This is a genomic window from Sphingopyxis sp., assembly GCF_965227415.1.
Lineage (GTDB): Bacteria > Pseudomonadota > Alphaproteobacteria > Sphingomonadales > Sphingomonadaceae > Sphingopyxis.
Window position 1 is genome coordinate 1,669,750 of sequence record NZ_OZ245749.1, and the last position, 17,225, is coordinate 1,686,974.

Below are 17,225 nucleotides of genomic sequence, written 5' to 3' on the forward strand. Positions count from 1 at the left end.
CGATTCAGGCCGCCATGGTGAAGGGCTCAAGCCCCGCAAGCCGCGTCCGCACCGGCACCTCGGGAATGTGCCGCGCAGGGAGCCCCTGCACCGCCTTCGCCATCGCTGCGATATGCGCAGGCGTCGATCCGCAGCAGCCGCCGAGGATGTTGACCTGGCCATGCTCGGCCCATTCGCGGACCAAGGCCGCGGTCGTGTCGGGCATCTCGTCATATTCGCCAAGCTCGTTGGGCAGGCCGGCGTTCGGATAGACCATCACCAGCGCATCGGCGATGTCCGACAGGACGCGGACATGCGGGCGGAGCTGCGCGGCGCCGAACGAGCAGTTGAGCCCGATCGTCAGCGGCCTGGCATGACGCACCGCGTACCAGAAGGCCTCGACCGTATGGCCCGACAGATTGCGACCCGACAGATCAGTCAGGGTCATCGAGATCATGAGCGGCAGATCGCGCCCGACCTTCGCCTCGGCCTCCAGCGTCGCGGCAATCCCCGCCTTGGCATTCAGGGTATCGAAGATCGTCTCGATCAGGATGAAATCGGCCCCACCCTCGGCCAGCGCGACGACCTGTTCCAGATAGACGTCCTTCAGCTCGTCGAAATCGATCTCGCGATAGCCGGGATTGTTGACGTCGGGCGATAGCGACAGCGTCTTGTTCGTCGGCCCGACCGCGCCCGCGACAAAGCGGCGGCGGCCGTCGATCGCCTCATATTTGACCGCGGCTTCGCGGCCGAGGCGGGCGCTCTCGTGATTGATGTCGGCAACCAGCGCCTCGGCGCCATAGTCGGCCTGGCTGATCCGGTTGGCGCTGAAGGTGTTGGTCGACACGATATCCGAACCGGCGGCGAGATAGGCCTCGCCGATCGCCGTCACGACGTCCTGACGCGTCAGCGCGAGAATGTCGTTATTGCCCTTCTGGTCGTGCGACAGGCCAAGGTCGCCGGCATAGCAGGCTTCGGTCAGCTTGCGGAGCTGGATCTGGGTGCCCCAGCCGCCATCGGTGAGCAGGATGCGTTCGCTTGCTGCGGCCTTCAGGGCTTCTCGTGCGCTGGTCATGCGGCTCTCTCCGTCGCGGGCGCCGCCGGGCGGACCCCCAGCATATGACAGATCGCATAGCTGAGTTCGGCGCGGTTGAGCGTGTAGAAATGGAAGTCGCGGACGCCGCCCGCATAAAGGCGGCGACAGAGTTCGGCGGCGGTCGTCGCGGCAACGAGCTGACGCGCGGCGGGCAGGTCGTCGAGACCTTCGAACAATTGTGCGAGCCAACGCGGCACGTCGGTGCCGCACATCGCCGACATGCGCGTGATCGCACCGAAATTGCTGACCGGCATGATCCCGGGGATGATCGGCGCGGTGATCCCCGCCGCCGCCGCCGCGTCGCGGAAGCGGAAGAAGGTATCGGGCTCAAAGAAGAACTGCGTCATCGCGCGCGTCGCCCCGGCATCGAGCTTGCGCTTGAGATTGTCGAGATCGGCCGAGGGGCTTTGCGCCTCGGGATGCATTTCGGGATTGGCGGCGACCGAAATCTCGAACGGCGCGATCGCCAGCAGCCCCGACACCAGCTCGGCGGCGCAGCTATACCCGTCGGGCCGCGCCTGAAAGCTTTCGCCCTTCACCGGCGGGTCGCCGCGCAGCGCGACGATGTGGCGGATGCCGGCATCCCAATAGGCCTGCGCCACCTCGGCGATATCGTCGCGGCTGGCATCGACGCAGGTCAGGTGCGCCGCCGCAGGAATACCCGTTTCCTGCACGATCCGCGCAACGGTCGCATGCGTCCTCTCGCGCGTCGATCCGCCCGCGCCATAGGTCACCGACACGAAGTTCGGACCGAGCGGCGCGAGGGTGCGGATCGAATCCCACAACGTCTCGCCCATCTTCTCGGTCTTGGGCGGGAAGAATTCGAAACTGATGCCGACATCGCCGGCGAGTCCCGCGAACAGCGGCGACGCGGCGGCGCGGCGCGCCTCCGCTTGCGAAGGAAGTCTGGTCGTCATGCCGCAAGCCTTTTGCTTTGCCCGCCCTCGGAGACGGGATTTTGATCTTCGTCGCTGCGGCGGCGGCCGAGCCACAATTTCACGGCAAGGTCGCCGCCTTCGAGCGTCTGGGTGGTTTCCAGGAGCACGCCCGCCGACGCGAACCAGCCCCGGATCTGCGCATCCGAAAAGCCGAGGCGCGCGTGCGCGGCGAGCGCGCGCAACGCCTCGTCTTCGTGCGGCGCGAAATCGACGATCAGCAAATGTCCGCCGCGGCGCAGGACACGCGCCGCTTCCGCAATCACGCGGTCGGGTTCGTGTGCGAAATGCAGCGCCTGATGGATGACGATGCTGTCGGCGCTGGCATCGGCGAGCGGCAGGCTGAGGAAATCGCCCTGAAGAAGGTCGATCGGCACGCCTTGCCCGGCAAGCTTGGCCCGCGCGATGCGCAGCATTTCGGGGCTGCGGTCGAGCGCAGTGATACGGCGCGCGGTCGGCGCGAAAATCTCCGCCATCCGGCCGGTCCCGGTGCCGATGTCGAGCAGATGGCCGAGCCGGCGATTGTGCATCATCGCCAGCATCGCCGCCTCGACTTCGCTCTCGGCGACATGGCGTGAACGGATTGCGTCCCATTCGGCGGCATGTTCGGCAAAATAGCGCTCGGCGACCGCAGCGCGGTCCTCGCGCACCGCCGCGAGGCGCCGCGCGTCATGCGCAATCACCAACGCCTCGCGCGTCGAGAACGGCCAGTTTTCCGCCTGCCCGATAATCTCGCCGATCGAACCGCTTTCGGCGATGCGCAGGAAAACCCAGCTGCCCTCGCGTCGCCGTTCGACGATCTTCGCCTCGACAAGAATACGGACATGGCGCGATACCCGCGGCTGGCTTTGATCGAGCACGGCCGCCAGCTCGCCGATGGCGAGTTCCATCTCGCGCAAAAGCGCGACGACTCGCAGTCTGGTCGGGTCGGCAAGCGCCCGGAAAACATCGATCAGCTCTGTCACGGATAGAGATATAAAGCTTTCTTTATATCTGGTCAACCAGCGGTGAAGCGCGAATTTCGGCGCGCGTTGCTCTGCCGTCACGAAATTGCGACGAAACGCAAGACGCGTTGATAAAAAGGGCGTTGCGCCGGATTCTGCGAGAATGTAATTCTGCCCGCGATTGGCATTCCTCGGGAGCGATTTGGTCCCATGCCGGTCGCTCAATTCAACCGAGAGGGGAATTCCCAAATGAAGAAATCGATCACTCTGTCGCTCGTCCTGGCCGCCACGATGGGCCTCGCTGCTTGCGGTGAAAAGGCTGCCGACACTGCCACCACCGAAACGCCGGCGACCGAAACCGTCGAAGGCGCTGCTGATGGCGCGATGCAGGCTGCCGAAGGCGCTGCCGACGCCGCCGCCACCGCAAAGGACGCCGCAACCGAAGCTGGCGACGCTGCCGCTGCTGGCGATGCGACCAAGGCTGCCGACAAGGCGACCGAAGCCGCCGGCGCTGCCAAGGAAGCGACCGACGCTGCCAAGGCTGCTGTCGACGAAGCGAAGAAGTAAGCTTCTTTCCAGCTTTTGGGCTGAAACGAAAAGGGTCGTCGGCACGCGCTGGCGGCCCTTTTCATTCGCGGGACAAGTCGCACTCTGCCTTGTTGCCAAGCCCATAATCCACCGTTAATTCTCTGCATCGATGACCCTCGGTCATTGGAATTTGAAAGGAACTACCCCATGCGCAAGATCATCATCGCCTCGATGGCCGTCGCGGCCTTCAGCCTGACCGCCTGCTCGGAAAAGGCACAGGAAGAAACCTCGGAAGCTGCGGGCGCCGTCGCTGACGATGCCGCTGCTGCCGGCGACGCCGCAGCCGACACCGCCGCCGATGCTGCCGACGCGACTGCCGACGCCGCAAAGGACGCCGGCGCTGCCGTCGAAGGCGCCGCAAAGGATGCCGGCAACGTTGTCGAAGGCACGGCCGCCGCTGCCGGCGACGCCGCATCGAAGGCTGGCGACAAGATCGCCGACGAAACCAAGAAGGCCGAAGCCAACGACAAGAAGTAAGTCGCGGCTAAGCCCTTGGGCTGATATCGAAGGGCTCCATCCCGCGCGGATGGAGCCCTTTTCTTTGGGAGCGGACAATGCGAAACTTCTGGCCTGTCCTTGCACTGCCGCTGCTCGCGGCCGGTTGCAGCCGCACCGACAACGAGCCGGGCCCGGGCGGCGTGACGGTCAGCGAGGCGAAGGCGCTCGACGATGCGGCCGAAATGCTGGAAAGTCGCAATGCCGCGACAGCGAAGGGTGATGCGGCGACCGCGGCGAGCGAACCCGCCGCCAAATAGACTTTCCTCCCGGCGATGGCGACGATACACTGGCGAGGTCCCGCGACTGGCGCTGAAGATGGATATCCATCGGGAAGCGGGGCTTGGCGCCCTGCCAATGCGAGCCGCGCGCCTGGGTGATCCACTGCCGACGCGAGGACCACCTCATGACCGATACACCAGCCACCACGATCCTTTTCCTGCTGTTTCCGGGAATCACCCAGCTCGACTTTACGGCGCCAGCGCAGGCGCTGTGCCGCATGCCCGGCGCGAAGCTGATCGGCGCAGCCGCGAGCCTCGACCCGATCGCAACCGACAGCGGCTTTTCGATTCTGCCGACGCATGATTTCGCCTCCGCCCCGCAGGCCGACATTCTGTGCGTTCCCGGCGGACATGGCGTTACCGAGGCGCTGGGCGACGCGGCGACGATCGACTTCATCGCAAGGCAGGCCGCGGGCGCCCAGTGGGTGACGAGTGTCTGCACCGGCGCCTTTCTGCTCGGCCGCGCCGGGCTGCTCGACGGCAAGCGCGCGACCACGCATTGGGGCTATACGCATCTGTTGCCGCTCGTCGGCGCGACCTATGAAGCGGCCCGCGTGGTCGAGGATGGCCATGTCGTGACGAGCGGTGGGGTCACATCGGGGCTCGACTTCGCGCTGACCCTGATCGGCCGGCTGCATGGGCCAGCCGTTGCGCAGGCGATCCAGCTTGCGATCGAATATGATCCCGCCCCGCCCTATGTGGGGGGGCATCCCGACCGGGCGCCCGCCCCGGTGACCGAGGGACTCAAGGCGCGTGTCTATGACGCCGCAGCAGCGCGGATGGAAACAGCGCTCATAAGCTAGCGGCAGTCGGCGAGCGCGATCTCGTAGAGCTTGGGCCAATATTTGCCGGTGACGAACAGGCGCTTTTTCCTGGCATCCCATGCGATGCCGTTGAGCACGCTGTCACCGCCGTTCGCGCCGGCATCGGCCTTCAGACCGGTCAGGTCGACATAGGATTTGATATCGCCGCTCGCCGGATCGATGCGGACGATCAGGTCGGTCATCCAGATATTGGCCCAGATCTGTCCGTCGATCGTCTCGAGCTCGTTGATCATTGCCAGCGGGCGGCCGCCGAAGCGCACGGTGATGCGCTTCTGTTCCTTCATCGTTGCGGGATCGAGGAAACGGAGCTGCGACGAACCGTCGCTGAGGACAAGGCTGCCCCCGACCATTGTCAGCCCCCAGCCCTCGCCATCGTAGCGAAAGGTACCGACGCGCTTCAGATCCTTGATCGACCAGCGGTTGCCAACGCCGTTCTGCCAGGTGACGCCGATGATCTGATCGCCCCAGCGCGTGATGCCTTCGCCGAACTGGTCCGATGGCAGCTTCGTCTGCACGAGCGCCTTGCCCGTCTTGAGGTCGATGCGCGCGACGCGCGACTGGCCGTACTGGCCGGTGCCTTCGTACAGATGCCCTTCGTCCCAGAAGAGGCCCTGCGTGAAGCTGGTCGCATCGTGCGGATAGCTTTCGACGATGCGATAGCCGCAGCGTTCGACGGGTGCCGGCGGATCGGCCACGGCGGCGGCGGCGAGAGCGTAGAGCAGGATCATGGCGTCTAGCTATGCCGGGCAAGGTGAACTGGCAATGTCCCGCCTTCCCTATTTCGTCGCCCATTTTCGTCATGCCCGACGTAATCCGGAATCCGCGACGACGACCGTTGCTTGGGCCGCGGATCAAGTCCGGGGTAACGAGGACGACAGGAACAGACCTGAAAAAGGGCCGGAGGATTGCTCCCCCGGCCCTCTTTTCACTGGCTGAGTGCCGAACGGCGCAGACTTAGAAGTCCATGCCGCCCATGCCGCCCATGCCGCCGCCGCCCATGGGCATGGCGGGCTTGTCGTCGGGCGATTCGGCAATGCCGGCTTCGGTGGTGATCAGCAGACCGGCAACCGAGGCAGCATCCTGAAGCGCGATGCGGACAACCTTGGTCGGGTCGATGACACCGGCCTTGACCAGGTCTTCATAGACATCGGTCGAGGCGTTGAAGCCGAAATTGCTGTCCTTCTGGTCGAACAGCTTGCCGGCGACCACACCGCCGTCAAAGCCCGCGTTCTCGGCGATCTGGCGAACCGGAGCCTGCAGCGCGCGACGGATGATGTCGATGCCGCGGGTCTGGTCTTCGTTGATGCCCGACAGGCCTTCGAGGGCCTTGGTGGCATAAAGAAGCGCCGTACCGCCGCCGGGGACGATGCCTTCTTCAACCGCAGCGCGGGTCGCGTGGAGAGCGTCATCGACGCGGTCCTTGCGTTCCTTCACTTCGACTTCCGAAGCGCCGCCGACCTTGATCACGGCAACACCGCCGGCGAGCTTCGCCAGACGTTCCTGCAGCTTTTCCTTGTCATAGTCGCTGGTCGTCGTTTCGATCTGCGCACGGATCTGTTCGACGCGGCCCTTGATCGTGTCATGGTCGCCAGCACCATCGACGATGGTGGTGTTGTCCTTGTCGATCGTGACGCGCTTGGCCTGGCCGAGCATGTTCAGGGTGACGGTCTCGAGCTTGATGCCCAGGTCTTCGCTGATCATTTCACCGGCAGTGAGGATCGCGATGTCCTGCAGCATCGCCTTGCGGCGATCGCCGAAGCCCGGCGCCTTGACGGCCGCGACCTTCAGGCCGCCGCGCAGGCGGTTGACCACCAGCGTTGCGAGCGCTTCGCCTTCGATGTCCTCGGCGATGATCAGGAGCGGACGGCCCGACTGCACCACGGCTTCGAGGATCGGAAGCATCGACTGGAGGTTCGACAGCTTCTTTTCGAAGATCAGGATGTAGGGATCGCTGAGCTCGACGAGCATCTTTTCGGGGTTGGTGATGAAGTAAGGCGACAGGTAGCCGCGATCGAACTGCATGCCTTCGACGACGTCGAGTTCGAAATCGAGGCCCTTGGCTTCCTCGACGGTGATCACGCCTTCCTTGCCGACCTTTTCCATCGCTTCGGCGATCTTTTCGCCGACTTCGGTGTCGCCATTGGCCGAGATGATGCCGACTTGGGCGATTTCAGCGGTGCCCGAAACGGGCTTCGACTGGGCCTTGATCGTTTCGACAACCTTGGTGACCGCGAGGTCGATGCCGCGCTTCAGGTCCATCGGGTTCATGCCGGCGGCAACCGACTTCATGCCTTCGCGGACAATCGCCTGAGCCAGAACGGTCGCGGTGGTGGTGCCGTCGCCGGCCTTGTCGTTCGCCTTCGATGCGACTTCGCGCAGCATCTGGGCGCCCATGTTCTCGAACTTGTCCTTGAGTTCGATTTCCTTGGCGACGGTGACGCCGTCCTTGGTGATGCGGGGCGCACCGAAGCTCTTGTCGATGACGACGTTACGGCCCTTGGGGCCGAGGGTAACCTTCACGGCGTCGGCAAGGGTGTCGACACCGCGCAGGATGCGTTCGCGCGCGTCGCGCGAAAATTTGACGTCTTTAGCAGCCATGGGCTTGTTCCTTTGAAAACCGCGGAAAACCGCGTAACTTCATTCGCGAATCGATGAAATCGCTCAGGCGATGACGCCGAGGATGTCCGATTCCTTCATGATCAGCAGCTCTTCGCCGTCGACCTTGACTTCGGTGCCCGACCATTTGCCGAACAGGATGCGATCGCCCGACTTGACGTCGAGGGGCGTGATCTTGCCATCATCGGCGCGCGCGCCGGTGCCGACGGCGACGACTTCGCCTTCCTGCGGCTTTTCCTTGGCGGTGTCGGGGATGATGATGCCGCCAGCCGTCTTTTCTTCGGCTTCGATACGGCGGACGAGCACGCGGTCGTGCAGAGGACGAAATTGCATGGATATCCCTCCAGAGATGCAATGGATGTCGTTTTAGCACTCACAGGGCGCGAGTGCTAACAGACGGCCATATGGGTGGGAGTCCCGAGGGCGTCAAGCCGACTCCAACCAAAATTTTACGTCCTCAAGGTAGGATGCCCGACATGGCAGACAAGACGTCCCAAAAGAAAGCAGAACAGGTCATCGAACGGCCGGAGATCGGCGCTCGCCCATGCCTCGATACGATGCCCTATCGCTCCATCACATTCGCGCGCTTTCACAGCGAAGAAAGCCGAGTACCGCTTTATTGGGTGGGAGGCGTGGCCGGCGGCCCCTGGAGCGCAAGAAACAGCCTGAAAAAGGCAGCCCACCTGCACGGCGGCAAATGCTTTTATTGTCCGGCCAAATTGACCAAAGACAATGTGACGATCGACCACGTCGAGGGTCAGAATGGTGAAGCTGCGGAAGCGATCCAAAATCTCGTACTCGCGTGCAAGCCCTGTAACGCCAAGAAAGGCCATGCGCCGATCGAAGCGTTCAACGCCGATGCGGGCCGAGAGTGGTTGCGGGCGCTCCTCGCCCAAGTCGAAGAGCGCCTTAAAAAGCTAGGCTGAGGGCAGCAGCCCCAGCCGCGCCCGCATCCGCCAGCGCGTAAGCAGCAGCGCCGCGACGACGATCAGCCCGACCGCCAGCCCGATCCACACCCCGACGCCGGCAAGCGGCGTCCAGAATCCGAGGTAGATCGCGGTGCTATAGCCCGCGATCCAGTAACCGCAGATCGCGATGATCATCGGGATGCGCGTGTCCTGCAGTCCGCGCAGCACGCCGGCCGCGACCGCTTGCGCGCCGTCGAACAGCTGGAATGCCGCCGCGACCACAAGGAACTGCATCGCGAAACCGACGAGCGCCGCGTTGCGCGCCGCATCGACATCGACATAGATCGACAGCACGAGGCCGGGAAACAGCCACATGAGCAGCGCGGTGAAGCCCATGAAGCCGATACCGAGCGCGAGCGACGCCGCGCCTGCACGCCCGATGCCATCATGATCGCGCGCGCCATAGGCAAGCCCGACGCGGATCGTCGCTGCCTGCGCGACCCCGAACGGAATCTGGAAGGCGAGCGCCGCGACCTGAAGCGCGATCGTGTGCCCCGCGAGCTGTGCTTCGCCGATGCGGCCCATCAGGAATGCCGCGCCCGTGAACAGCCCGGCCTCGGCCAGAATGGTCAGGCTGATCGGCATGCCGATGCGCAGCATCTCGAAAAAGCGGCTCCATTCGCTGCGCCACCAATTGCCGAACAGGCGATATCGGCGCAGGCGGCGGTCGCTCTGAATCACGACGACATAGGCGAGCAGGATCAGCGTCGAGGTGATCACGCTCGAGATCGCCGAGCCGTTGAGGCCGAGCGCGGGCATGCCGAGATGCCCGAACACCAGCGCCCAATTGCCGAGCGCGTTGGTGCCGAGCGCGAAGAAGGTGATCGCGGTGGCGATGGTCGGGCGGCCGAGCGCCGAGACGAAGATGCGCAGAACCGCCGCGGCGATCATCGGAAACATCCCGAGCATGAGAATGAGCAGGAAGCCGGCGGCGCGCGCGGTCAGATCTTCGGGTTGCCCGGTCGCGCGCATGATCGGCCCGCCCGCGGCGCAGACGCCCATGAAGACGAGCGAGACGAGCGCGGTGAGCCAGAGCGCCATGCGGACCGTGCGCCGAACCTCGCGCACCGAATGTTTCCGCCGACCGAGTTCGGCGGCGATCAACGGCGCAGCAGCGCTGACAAGGCCGGTTCCGGTCCACAACAAAAGTCCGAAGATCGAAACGCCGAGCGACGAGGCGGCAAGTTCGGTATCGCCGAGCCGCGCGACGAAGATGACGTCGATTGCATGCACCAGCATCTGAAGCAGGTTCGCCGCCGCCAGCGGCAGCGCGAGCGCCAGCGTCGCGCGAAACTCGGCGCGAAAATTCTGCGGGCGATCCGCAGTCAGGGGATGGGCCTGCTCCAGCATGGCCGGCCCGGATAGGCGCGGGTTTGGGGTGGTTCAAGTGGTGCGGGGTGCCGATCCGGTTTTCAGCGGTGGGGGTGGCAAAAAGGCAACAGCAATGTCCCTGCCGTCTCTTTTCGTCACCCCGGACCCTTCGACAGGCTCAGGACAGGCTTGATCGGCGATTATCCCACTGGGACAAGGAATGGGTGTTCCCCGGCGAAGGCGGGGGAACACATAGTTGCTCCAATGGGATATATCCGGACTTGATCCGGGGTCCGTTTGCGCTGCGTCCGAAAAGGGATCCCGGATCAAGTCCGGGATGACGACGAGAAATTGGGGATGACGAAGAGAAGTACGTCGCCGCCTTATCCAAGGCGCGGCAGCGTCATCGGCTCCACAGCATCACCATTTCAAAGGCGAAGCCGAGAAAGGTCAGCGTCAAACCCACGACGAACAGCCGATAGGCATAAGCCAGAAACCGGTATTTGCGCCGCGCGAGGACGATGCCGTTCTGGTAGGTGTCGCGCAGCATCGTTTCGTACAGATCCTCTTCGTTGCGCAGCCGCGCCTTGACCGCGGCGATGAATTCATCCTCGTCCATCTGCTCGAAGCGGCCGAAGAAGAGGATATTGCTGTGATCCTTGCCATCCTTGAAGACGACCGGCGGCGCCTTGCCGACGCGCGGCAGCACCGCCGACACGGCGAGCAGCGCCGACAGGAAGGAAAAGGTGGCGAGAATGGTCAGCGGCATGGCGAGCGCGCCGCCGCCGGCGCGCGCCTGTCCGACCGCGAGCGTGAAGACCACGAAGGTCGCGCCCATCAGAATCGATGCCTTCTGGTCCGCCATTTGCGACAGCTGCATCGTGATCTGCTGGTTCGTGCGGACGAGATGCACAGCATTCGGCGGGAAGGAAATGGCCGGACGATCCGGCGATGTCTTTGATTCTTCGCTGCTCATACCGCCCCATCCCTGTCGGCGACCCCGTCACAGGGATGGCATGCCGCGCCGCAAACGGCAAGATGCTGCCCCGTTTCCGCCGCATTCGCTTGCCAATCGGGACCCTTCACGGCATTCCGCCCGCATTCTTATTCCTTGATGGGACGCATCACATGAGCACCGCTCTCACCGACCAGATTTACGGCCTGATCGGCCCCTTCAACAAAAAGGGTGTCGAGTTGACCAACGCGACGACCTTTGCCGGCGATCTTGAATGGGACAGCCTGACGGTGATGGATTTCGTCGCCGAGGTCGAGGACAGTTTCGACATCATCATCAGCATGAACATGCAGGCCGAAATCGAAACGGTCGGCCAGCTGGTCGCCGCGGTCGAGAAACTGCAGGGCTGACAGCTTCGTGCACCCCGGCGAAAGCGGGGGCGATCGCGGCGCAGCGCAACCTATCTGGACCCCGGCTTTCGCCGGGGCACACGGAAGAACCAAATGACCGACCTCTTTTCGAAATTCGATCCGCTGATCCAGCAGCGCGAGGATCTTCTCGCGACCGGGGTCACCGATCCGTTCAGCCTGGTAATGGAAAAGGTGCTCTCGCCGACCGTCGCAATCTGCAACGGGCGCGAGACGATCCTGCTCGGCACCTATAATTATATGGGGATGACCTTCGACGAGGATGTCATTGCCGCGGGCAAGGATGCGCTCGACAAATTCGGCGCCGGCACCACCGGCAGCCGCGTCCTCAACGGCACCTATCAGGGCCACAAGGAGTGCGAGGACGCGCTGAAAGAATTTTACGCCATGGATCATGCCATGGTGTTTTCGACCGGGTATCAGGCGAACCTCGGCATCATTTCGACGATCGCCGGCAAGGGCGACTATGTCATCCTCGACATCGACAGCCATGCCTCGATCTATGACGGCTGCGCGATGGGCAACGCCGAAATCGTCGCCTTTCGCCACAATGATGTCGAAGCGCTCGAAAAAAGGCTGAAGCGCCTGCCGCCCGAGGCCGGCAAGCTCGTCGTGCTCGAGGGCGTCTATTCGATGCTCGGCGATATCGCCCCGCTGAAAGAGATGATCCGCGTCTCGAAGGAAAATGGCGCGATGGTCCTGGTCGACGAAGCGCATTCGATGGGCTTCATCGGCGAACATGGCCGCGGCGTCGCCGAAGCGCAGGGCGTCATCGACGATGTCGACTTCATCATCGGCACATTCTCGAAAAGCGTCGGCACCGTGGGCGGCTTCTGTGTGTCGAACCATCCGAAGTTCGAAATCCTGCGCCTCGTCTGCCGCCCCTATGTGTTCACCGCGTCGCTGCCCCCCAGCGTCGTCGCGACCGCCGCGACCAGCATCCGCAAGCTGATGCACGGATCGAACAAGCGCGCGCATCTGTGGGAAAATTCGAAGAAGCTGCACGGCGGCCTGCGTTCGCTGGGCTTCACGCTCGGCACCAACGAGCCGCAGTCCGCGATCATCGCGGTGATCATGCCCGACCTCGAAAAAGGCGCGATGATGTGGGAAGCGCTTCTGGAAGAAGGCCTCTACGTCAATCTTGCGCGCCCGCCGGCGACCCCCGCAGGCATGACCTTGCTGCGTTGCTCGCTGTGCGCCGAGCATTCGAGCGAACAGGTCGACGAGATCCTTGGCCGTTTCGAGCGGGCCGGCAACCGCATCGGCATTATCGGCTGAAGCGAGGCGATCCGCCGACCAGCGGATTCCTTTTCACGGCGAGTCGAACGACGGGGCGCTGCACGCCCCCTTCCCCGCTTTGCCCCGCCGCGCTTGTTCGGTAGAAGATCAGGGTGTTCGAGAGGGAATTGGAAAATGAGACCGAGGGTCGGCGGGAGCGATTGCGCTTCTGGCTGACGATCGGGCTGGGCGCGATCCTGACCGGAGTCGTGGCGGCGCTCGTGCTGTTGCTCGCGCGCGCCAACGACAATTACGACCGCTCGCTCGGGTGGCAGGCGCACAGCCTGGAGGTCATTTCCCAGACGCGCAGCCTCGACGCCGCGCTTGCGCGCGCCGAAGCAGCGCTCGGACGCTTTGCGGTCGGGCTGCAGAAAGAGGATGGCCGCGTCTATCAGCAGCAATGGGGGCTCTCGCAGCAATATCTGACGTTGCTTCAGCGCAACGTCCGCGACAATCCGAAGCAGGCGGCGCTCGTCAAGAAGCTCACCGACGAATTGAGCCGCCGCGGCGAACAGCTGGGCGACGCCGCACTGAGCGCCAATTACAGACAGACGGTCGCGGCGATCTCAAAATATAATGCCGCAGGGCATGATGCGGCGCTGATCCGGATCGACCGGCTTTTGTCCGACCTGATCCGCAACGAGCGCACGATCCTGACCGAGCGCAACCGCGTCGCGGCGTCGGATCGCGCGAACCTGAACCAGGCGATCCTGTTGTTTTCACTCCTGGGTGCGGCTGCGGCGATTATCGCGATCGCCGCGACGGTGTCGCTCGTCCGCGCCGAAGGTGAACGGCGCGTCGCGCGGCGCGAGCAGTTTTTCGAGGCCGACCGCGCGATGCTCCTCGAAGCGGCCGTCGAAGACCGAACGGTCGAACTGGCCGAAGCGAACGACGCCCTGCGCAGCGAGATGAACGAGCGCGAAGCGGCCGAGGCGCAGCTCCGCCAGGCGCAGAAAATGGAAGCGGTCGGCCAACTGACCGGCGGCATCGCGCACGACTTCAACAATATGCTCGCGGTCGTCGTCGGCGGGCTCGAACTGGCACAGCGGCTGGTCGTGACCGCGCCGGAAAAGGCGCTGCGCCACATGAACAACGCCATGGACGGCGCCAATCGCGCCGCCGACCTGACGCGCCGCCTGCTCGCCTTTGCCCGCTCCGAGCCCGCCCGCCCCGAAATCATGGTCGTCGACGAGTGCATCGCCGGATTTGCCGAGCTGATCGAGCGGACGATCGGCGATCGCATCGCGCTGACTCTCGACCTGAAGGCGGGGGGGCTTGCGTGCTGGATCGACCGGCAGCAGTTCGAAAACGCCCTGCTCAACCTTGCGGTCAATGCGCGCGATGCCATGGACGGGCATGGCTTGCTGACGATCCGGACCTTGCACGACGATCGGGAAAAGGCGGCCGCGCTGGCGGTCCAGGTGATCGACACCGGTTGCGGCATGTCCGCCGAAGTTCTCGAACGCGTGTTCGATCCCTTTTACACGACCAAACCCGCAGGCCAGGGCACCGGGCTCGGCATGAGCCAGGTCTTCGCCTTCTGCCGCCAGTCCGACGGCGAGGTACAGATTTCGTCGACCGAGGGCGAGGGGACCAGTGTCGCGATGCTGTTCCCTGTCGCCAGGCCCGAGGTGGCAAGTCTTTCGCAAGCCGACGCCGGCGGCGACACCGCCGAGGCTGCGCCCGCCGAAGCGCTGAGCATATTGGTTGTCGAGGACGACAAGCGCGTGCTCGCGGCGACCGTCGACGCGGTCGAGGAGCTGGGGCACAATGCAGTCGCCTGCGCCAATCCGCTCGACGCCGAACGGCTCGTCGAAGGGCGGCTGGCGGAGGGTGGTTTCGACCTGATATTATCCGACGTGCTGATGCCCGAACTCACCGGCCCCGAAATGGTCGCGCAGCTCAAGCAGCGCTGGCCCGAGTTGTCGGTGCTGTTCCTCACCGGCTATGCCGGCGATGCGAGCGAGATCGCGGCGTTCGGCGACCATGATGTCCTGCGAAAACCCTTCACCCTGTCCGCGCTCGACCTGGCGATCCGCCGCAGCGGCGAAGCGCGATCCGAGGGGCAGAGGCTGGCGAGCTAACGCCCGTCCGGATCGAAAGCCTGCGCGCCCTCGCGAAGGCGCGGGTCCCTCATCGGATGGTGCCCTCTCGAGCAGACCGTTGATAGGCCCCCGACTTCGCGGGGACATCGGAAGCCCTTATCGGATTGCGCCGCTCTTCATCAGGCGCGGCACCAAAGTCAGCGCCGCAACCAACGGCCAGCGGCGCTGCCACGGCTTGATCTCGATCTTCGTCCCGGCGTGGCGGTTGATCTTCCACGCCAGATAATCGATCCCGCCAGCATAGGTCAGGCTCGCCTTGGCGAGGCGAGCGATGCTGAGCAGCTTGCCTTCGAGGCGCCGGCGCGCCCAGCCGCCGCTCGGCGCACCCGTGGGAATTGCGGCCATAGCGGGCAGGCCGAAACGCAAATAGCGGTCGGGTTCGGCATCGACGACCGATTGTGCACGGCTCGTCCTCTCGGCGCGCAGTTCGACCGAATAAGTCAGCGAAAAGGCCCGCCGCCACCAGTCGAGCGGCGCCTCGCCATCGATCGACCCGGCCGCTGCCAACAGCGTCGGCGCCGCGCGCGCGATCGCAGCGATGGCGCGGTCGCGGGCCGTATCATCGACCGCCCACACCAGCCGCGAAGGCTGCGCGAAACGCGCCCAGACCGACACGCTGCGCGTCTCGGCGCCGTTCAGGCGGTGAAAATCGGCTTCGCTCAGCACCGCATATTTGGCGATCAGCCCGTCATGCTGAAAGGGAAAGACGTTCGGCGGGATGAGCCGGTTCGCGGCGGCCATCCAGCGCTTGGGGTAGGCGTCGCCATAATCCGAAACGATCAGATAGAAATCGAGCATCAGCCCGTCGAGCTGCGTCTCGCGCAGGCAGCTGCCATAGAAGAGCACCGCGCGCGCGCTGCCGGGATATTCGGCAGCGATCGCGGCCGCCATTGCCGCAGCACGCGGATCGACCGGGATCGACAGCTCATCGCGGACGAGGGACGTAAGATCGGCCATGGCCCGCCAGTCAGGCAGCGAGGCGGAGGAAAGGCACCGGCTGCGTCGAGGTCAGGATGATCGGCATGCCCAGCGTCGCCTGATAGATTTCGCCATCGAGGATGACGTTCGAGCGTTCGCCTTCGATCCGGATCTCGTCGCCTTGCTGAAAATGCACGCCCGCGAGCGGCTTCTGGCCCAATGTACCGCTCCACGTGGCGCCCAGCATGCGAAAGACCGCGCCGACATTGCTGTCGGTCGCGAGCAATTTCATATTGCCGTTCGAGCCATGGCTTTCGCTGGTCCGGATATTGAGTAACAGCTTTTCGAGCGTGGTGACGATGAGCAGCGAGAATTTGCCCTTGAACTCGCCCTGGCGGATCAACGAGACGGTCATCGGCTGCGGCTTGGGCGGCAGGCGTCCGCCGCCAAGGCCAAAGATGATCGCGAACAGGCCGAGAATCGCGGCGAGAACATGCGACACGCCGTTCGGCAGGCCGAGCGGATAGATGCGATTGCGGCAATATAGCATGACGTCGGCGAGATAGGCGCCGCCAAGGAACATGCCGAGCACCGGCCGCGCCCCGCCACCGTCGAGCGAGATCAGCTGGCGCTGGATGACATTGTCGCCGAGCTCGCCGGCTTCAACCAGTTCGACGACGCGTTCGAGCGCTTTCAACGGGTCGCCTTCAGCGCCGAGATCAAGCGCGATCAAATTGGTCTTGCCGTTGGGGAGAACCGCAACCGGCGGCGGCGATCCACCGAAATGACCGCCCGAATACAACTCGGTCAGCGCGGCCTGCACCGTGCCGTCGCCGCCGTTGATGGCAATGACGCGCGGCGAGACCATCGCGATGGTACGGATCGCCTCGCCGATCTGGTCGACGTCCTCGACCTCATAATGGAAGATGTCGGGGTGCGCCGCGCAATATTCGCGCACCCGCGGCAACAGGGCACGGTTGCCCGTCGAGCGTGGATTGGAAAGAAGCGCGACGCTCGCCATCTCCGCTTACATATATTTCATGGTGATGGAGATCGTCCGGGGCGCATTGCCGACCGCGAACGCCGTCTTCTTGTAACTCGGCTTGCCGAGGTTGAAGATGTTGATGCTCGGGTTGTTCGACATCCCGCCGCCGTCGGCCGACAAATCGGTCTTGCCGTTGCCGTTGACGTCGTGGCGCACCGCGATGCCATAGCTGCCCGCCTGGGGCAGCGGCACGCACACGGTCATCGTTCCGGCGCGCGCCGGCACTTCGGTGCGGGTAATCCAGCGTCCCTTGGCAAGCCATTCGGACTCATTGGCGCGATAGCTCTGCACGCGGATTTTACCCGTTCCGGCTTTGACGCCGTTGATCTGGACCAGGGTAGACGGCCCGTTTCTGCATTTGGACAGATCGTTCGAAATAACCTGCCCCTCCGCGTTCGCTGCTACCGATACGGCGAGCAGAGCCACGCAGAGCGAAGTCGATACAAATTTCGACATGAC

Annotated in this window: 19 protein-coding genes and 1 riboswitch; of the genes, 8 read left to right on the forward strand and 11 right to left on the reverse strand. The window is 64.2% G+C overall.

Going from position 1 to position 17,225, the window contains the following annotated elements; all coding sequences use genetic code 11:
* Positions 1-4: 4 nt before the first annotated feature.
* Genes ACO055_RS08075 through ACO055_RS08085 form a run of 3 tightly spaced genes read right to left on the reverse strand, consistent with a single transcriptional unit; the run spans position 5 to position 2,975 of the window.
* Positions 5-1,054, reverse strand: coding sequence for a homocysteine S-methyltransferase family protein (locus ACO055_RS08075; RefSeq protein ID WP_422062073.1), 1,050 nt, complete (start codon positions 1,052-1,054; stop codon positions 5-7).
* Positions 1,051-1,992 carry a methylenetetrahydrofolate reductase [NAD(P)H] gene (gene metF, locus ACO055_RS08080; protein WP_422062074.1) on the reverse strand — a complete coding sequence of 314 codons (942 nt, stop codon included), beginning with the start codon at positions 1,990-1,992 and terminating at the stop codon, positions 1,051-1,053. The genes ACO055_RS08075 and metF overlap by 4 nt, the downstream gene beginning before the upstream one ends.
* Positions 1,989-2,975 (reverse strand): ArsR/SmtB family transcription factor, encoded by a 987-nt coding sequence (locus ACO055_RS08085; protein ID WP_422062075.1) that lies wholly within the window; start codon positions 2,973-2,975, stop codon positions 1,989-1,991. Before ACO055_RS08085 ends, metF begins: the two co-directional genes overlap by 4 nt.
* A 228-nt stretch (positions 2,976-3,203) precedes the next feature.
* Here ACO055_RS08085 and ACO055_RS08090 point away from each other — a divergent pair, with 228 nt between their 5' ends.
* From ACO055_RS08090 to ACO055_RS08105, 4 genes are all read left to right on the forward strand, one after another.
* Positions 3,204-3,521, forward strand: a complete 318-nt coding sequence (locus ACO055_RS08090; RefSeq protein ID WP_422062076.1) for a hypothetical protein — start codon at positions 3,204-3,206, stop codon at positions 3,519-3,521.
* Positions 3,522-3,689: 168 nt separating this feature from the next.
* Positions 3,690-4,019 carry an entericidin EcnAB gene (locus tag ACO055_RS08095; RefSeq protein WP_422062077.1) on the forward strand — a complete coding sequence of 110 codons (330 nt, stop codon included), beginning with the start codon at positions 3,690-3,692 and terminating at the stop codon, positions 4,017-4,019.
* A gap of 77 nt (positions 4,020-4,096) precedes the next feature.
* On the forward strand, positions 4,097-4,297 hold the full coding sequence (locus tag ACO055_RS08100; RefSeq protein ID WP_422062078.1) for a hypothetical protein: 201 nt from the start codon (positions 4,097-4,099) through the stop codon (positions 4,295-4,297).
* A 32-nt stretch (positions 4,298-4,329) separates the two neighbouring features.
* Positions 4,330-4,422, forward strand: a riboswitch (ZMP/ZTP riboswitch).
* 21 nt (positions 4,423-4,443) lie between these two features.
* Positions 4,444-5,121, forward strand: coding sequence for a DJ-1/PfpI family protein (locus ACO055_RS08105; protein ID WP_422062079.1), 678 nt, complete (start codon positions 4,444-4,446; stop codon positions 5,119-5,121).
* Here ACO055_RS08105 and ACO055_RS08110 read toward each other — a convergent pair.
* The 3 genes from ACO055_RS08110 to groES all read right to left on the reverse strand — a co-directional run bounded on the left by ACO055_RS08110 (position 5,118) and on the right by groES (position 8,091).
* Complete coding sequence (locus ACO055_RS08110; RefSeq protein ID WP_422062080.1) at positions 5,118-5,870, reverse strand: glutaminyl-peptide cyclotransferase; 753 nt, start codon at positions 5,868-5,870, stop codon at positions 5,118-5,120. The genes ACO055_RS08105 and ACO055_RS08110 overlap by 4 nt on opposite strands.
* A 226-nt stretch (positions 5,871-6,096) precedes the next feature.
* Complete coding sequence (gene groL / locus ACO055_RS08115; RefSeq protein WP_056372164.1) at positions 6,097-7,740, reverse strand: chaperonin GroEL; 1,644 nt, start codon at positions 7,738-7,740, stop codon at positions 6,097-6,099.
* Positions 7,741-7,803: 63 nt separating this feature from the next.
* Positions 7,804-8,091 (reverse strand): co-chaperone GroES, encoded by a 288-nt coding sequence (groES, locus tag ACO055_RS08120; protein ID WP_332816741.1) that lies wholly within the window; start codon positions 8,089-8,091, stop codon positions 7,804-7,806.
* Positions 8,092-8,234: 143 nt separating this feature from the next.
* Between groES and ACO055_RS08125 the strand changes: the two genes are divergently transcribed.
* Positions 8,235-8,684, forward strand: coding sequence for an HNH endonuclease (locus tag ACO055_RS08125; RefSeq protein ID WP_422062081.1), 450 nt, complete (start codon positions 8,235-8,237; stop codon positions 8,682-8,684).
* Here ACO055_RS08125 and ACO055_RS08130 read toward each other — a convergent pair.
* Together ACO055_RS08130 and ACO055_RS08135 are read right to left on the reverse strand one after the other, a co-directional pair.
* The gene (locus ACO055_RS08130; protein WP_422062082.1) at positions 8,676-10,076 is read right to left on the reverse strand and encodes an MATE family efflux transporter; all 1,401 of its coding nucleotides are present in this window, start codon (positions 10,074-10,076) and stop codon (positions 8,676-8,678) included. The two genes, ACO055_RS08125 and ACO055_RS08130, sit on opposite strands and share 9 nt — an antisense overlap.
* Positions 10,077-10,440: 364 nt before the next feature.
* A complete protein-coding gene (locus ACO055_RS08135) occupies positions 10,441-11,013 on the reverse strand; it encodes a Pycsar system effector family protein (protein ID WP_422062083.1) in 573 nt (190 codons plus the stop codon).
* Between the two features lie 152 nt (positions 11,014-11,165).
* Here ACO055_RS08135 and ACO055_RS08140 point away from each other — a divergent pair, with 152 nt between their 5' ends.
* The 3 genes from ACO055_RS08140 to ACO055_RS08150 all read left to right on the forward strand — a co-directional run bounded on the left by ACO055_RS08140 (position 11,166) and on the right by ACO055_RS08150 (position 14,782).
* Positions 11,166-11,402: an acyl carrier protein gene (locus tag ACO055_RS08140; protein WP_422062084.1), complete on the forward strand. Its 237-nt coding sequence runs from the start codon at positions 11,166-11,168 to the stop codon at positions 11,400-11,402.
* A gap of 93 nt (positions 11,403-11,495) precedes the next feature.
* Positions 11,496-12,698, forward strand: a complete 1,203-nt coding sequence (spt, locus tag ACO055_RS08145; protein WP_422062085.1) for a serine palmitoyltransferase — start codon at positions 11,496-11,498, stop codon at positions 12,696-12,698.
* A 128-nt stretch (positions 12,699-12,826) separates the two neighbouring features.
* The gene (locus ACO055_RS08150) at positions 12,827-14,782 is read left to right on the forward strand and encodes an ATP-binding protein (RefSeq protein WP_422062086.1); all 1,956 of its coding nucleotides are present in this window, start codon (positions 12,827-12,829) and stop codon (positions 14,780-14,782) included.
* Between the two features lie 117 nt (positions 14,783-14,899).
* Here ACO055_RS08150 and ACO055_RS08155 read toward each other — a convergent pair whose 3' ends face one another.
* The 3 genes from ACO055_RS08155 to ACO055_RS08165 are packed head-to-tail and all read right to left on the reverse strand — an operon-like array spanning position 14,900 to position 17,222.
* Positions 14,900-15,760 (reverse strand): hypothetical protein, encoded by an 861-nt coding sequence (locus ACO055_RS08155; RefSeq protein WP_422062088.1) that lies wholly within the window; start codon positions 15,758-15,760, stop codon positions 14,900-14,902.
* A 10-nt stretch (positions 15,761-15,770) separates the two neighbouring features.
* Positions 15,771-16,742 carry a diacylglycerol/lipid kinase family protein gene (locus ACO055_RS08160; protein ID WP_422062089.1) on the reverse strand — a complete coding sequence of 324 codons (972 nt, stop codon included), beginning with the start codon at positions 16,740-16,742 and terminating at the stop codon, positions 15,771-15,773.
* A gap of 6 nt (positions 16,743-16,748) precedes the next feature.
* Positions 16,749-17,222, reverse strand: coding sequence for a DUF2141 domain-containing protein (locus ACO055_RS08165; protein ID WP_422062090.1), 474 nt, complete (start codon positions 17,220-17,222; stop codon positions 16,749-16,751).
* Between the last annotated feature and the right edge of the window lie 3 nt (positions 17,223-17,225).

Excerpts from the sequence above, each read along its gene's own strand:
- ACO055_RS08075 (WP_422062073.1), bottom strand. The coding sequence starts at position 1,054 with ATGACCAGCGCACGAGAAGCCCTGAAGGCCGCAGCAAGCGAACGCATC.
- metF (WP_422062074.1), bottom strand. The coding sequence starts at position 1,992 with ATGACGACCAGACTTCCTTCGCAAGCGGAGGCGCGCCGCGCCGCCGCG.
- ACO055_RS08090 (WP_422062076.1), top strand. The coding sequence starts at position 3,204 with ATGAAGAAATCGATCACTCTGTCGCTCGTCCTGGCCGCCACGATGGGC.
- ACO055_RS08095 (WP_422062077.1), top strand. The coding sequence starts at position 3,690 with ATGCGCAAGATCATCATCGCCTCGATGGCCGTCGCGGCCTTCAGCCTG.
- ACO055_RS08100 (WP_422062078.1), top strand. The coding sequence starts at position 4,097 with ATGCGAAACTTCTGGCCTGTCCTTGCACTGCCGCTGCTCGCGGCCGGT.
- ACO055_RS08105 (WP_422062079.1), top strand. The coding sequence starts at position 4,444 with ATGACCGATACACCAGCCACCACGATCCTTTTCCTGCTGTTTCCGGGA.
- ACO055_RS08110 (WP_422062080.1), bottom strand. The coding sequence starts at position 5,870 with ATGATCCTGCTCTACGCTCTCGCCGCCGCCGCCGTGGCCGATCCGCCG.
- groL (WP_056372164.1), bottom strand. The coding sequence starts at position 7,740 with ATGGCTGCTAAAGACGTCAAATTTTCGCGCGACGCGCGCGAACGCATC.
- groES (WP_332816741.1), bottom strand. The coding sequence starts at position 8,091 with ATGCAATTTCGTCCTCTGCACGACCGCGTGCTCGTCCGCCGTATCGAA.
- ACO055_RS08125 (WP_422062081.1), top strand. The coding sequence starts at position 8,235 with ATGGCAGACAAGACGTCCCAAAAGAAAGCAGAACAGGTCATCGAACGG.
- ACO055_RS08130 (WP_422062082.1), bottom strand. The coding sequence starts at position 10,076 with ATGCTGGAGCAGGCCCATCCCCTGACTGCGGATCGCCCGCAGAATTTT.
- ACO055_RS08135 (WP_422062083.1), bottom strand. The coding sequence starts at position 11,013 with ATGAGCAGCGAAGAATCAAAGACATCGCCGGATCGTCCGGCCATTTCC.
- ACO055_RS08140 (WP_422062084.1), top strand. The coding sequence starts at position 11,166 with ATGAGCACCGCTCTCACCGACCAGATTTACGGCCTGATCGGCCCCTTC.
- spt (WP_422062085.1), top strand. The coding sequence starts at position 11,496 with ATGACCGACCTCTTTTCGAAATTCGATCCGCTGATCCAGCAGCGCGAG.
- ACO055_RS08155 (WP_422062088.1), bottom strand. The coding sequence starts at position 15,760 with ATGGCCGATCTTACGTCCCTCGTCCGCGATGAGCTGTCGATCCCGGTC.
- ACO055_RS08160 (WP_422062089.1), bottom strand. The coding sequence starts at position 16,742 with ATGGCGAGCGTCGCGCTTCTTTCCAATCCACGCTCGACGGGCAACCGT.
- ACO055_RS08165 (WP_422062090.1), bottom strand. The coding sequence starts at position 17,222 with ATGTCGAAATTTGTATCGACTTCGCTCTGCGTGGCTCTGCTCGCCGTA.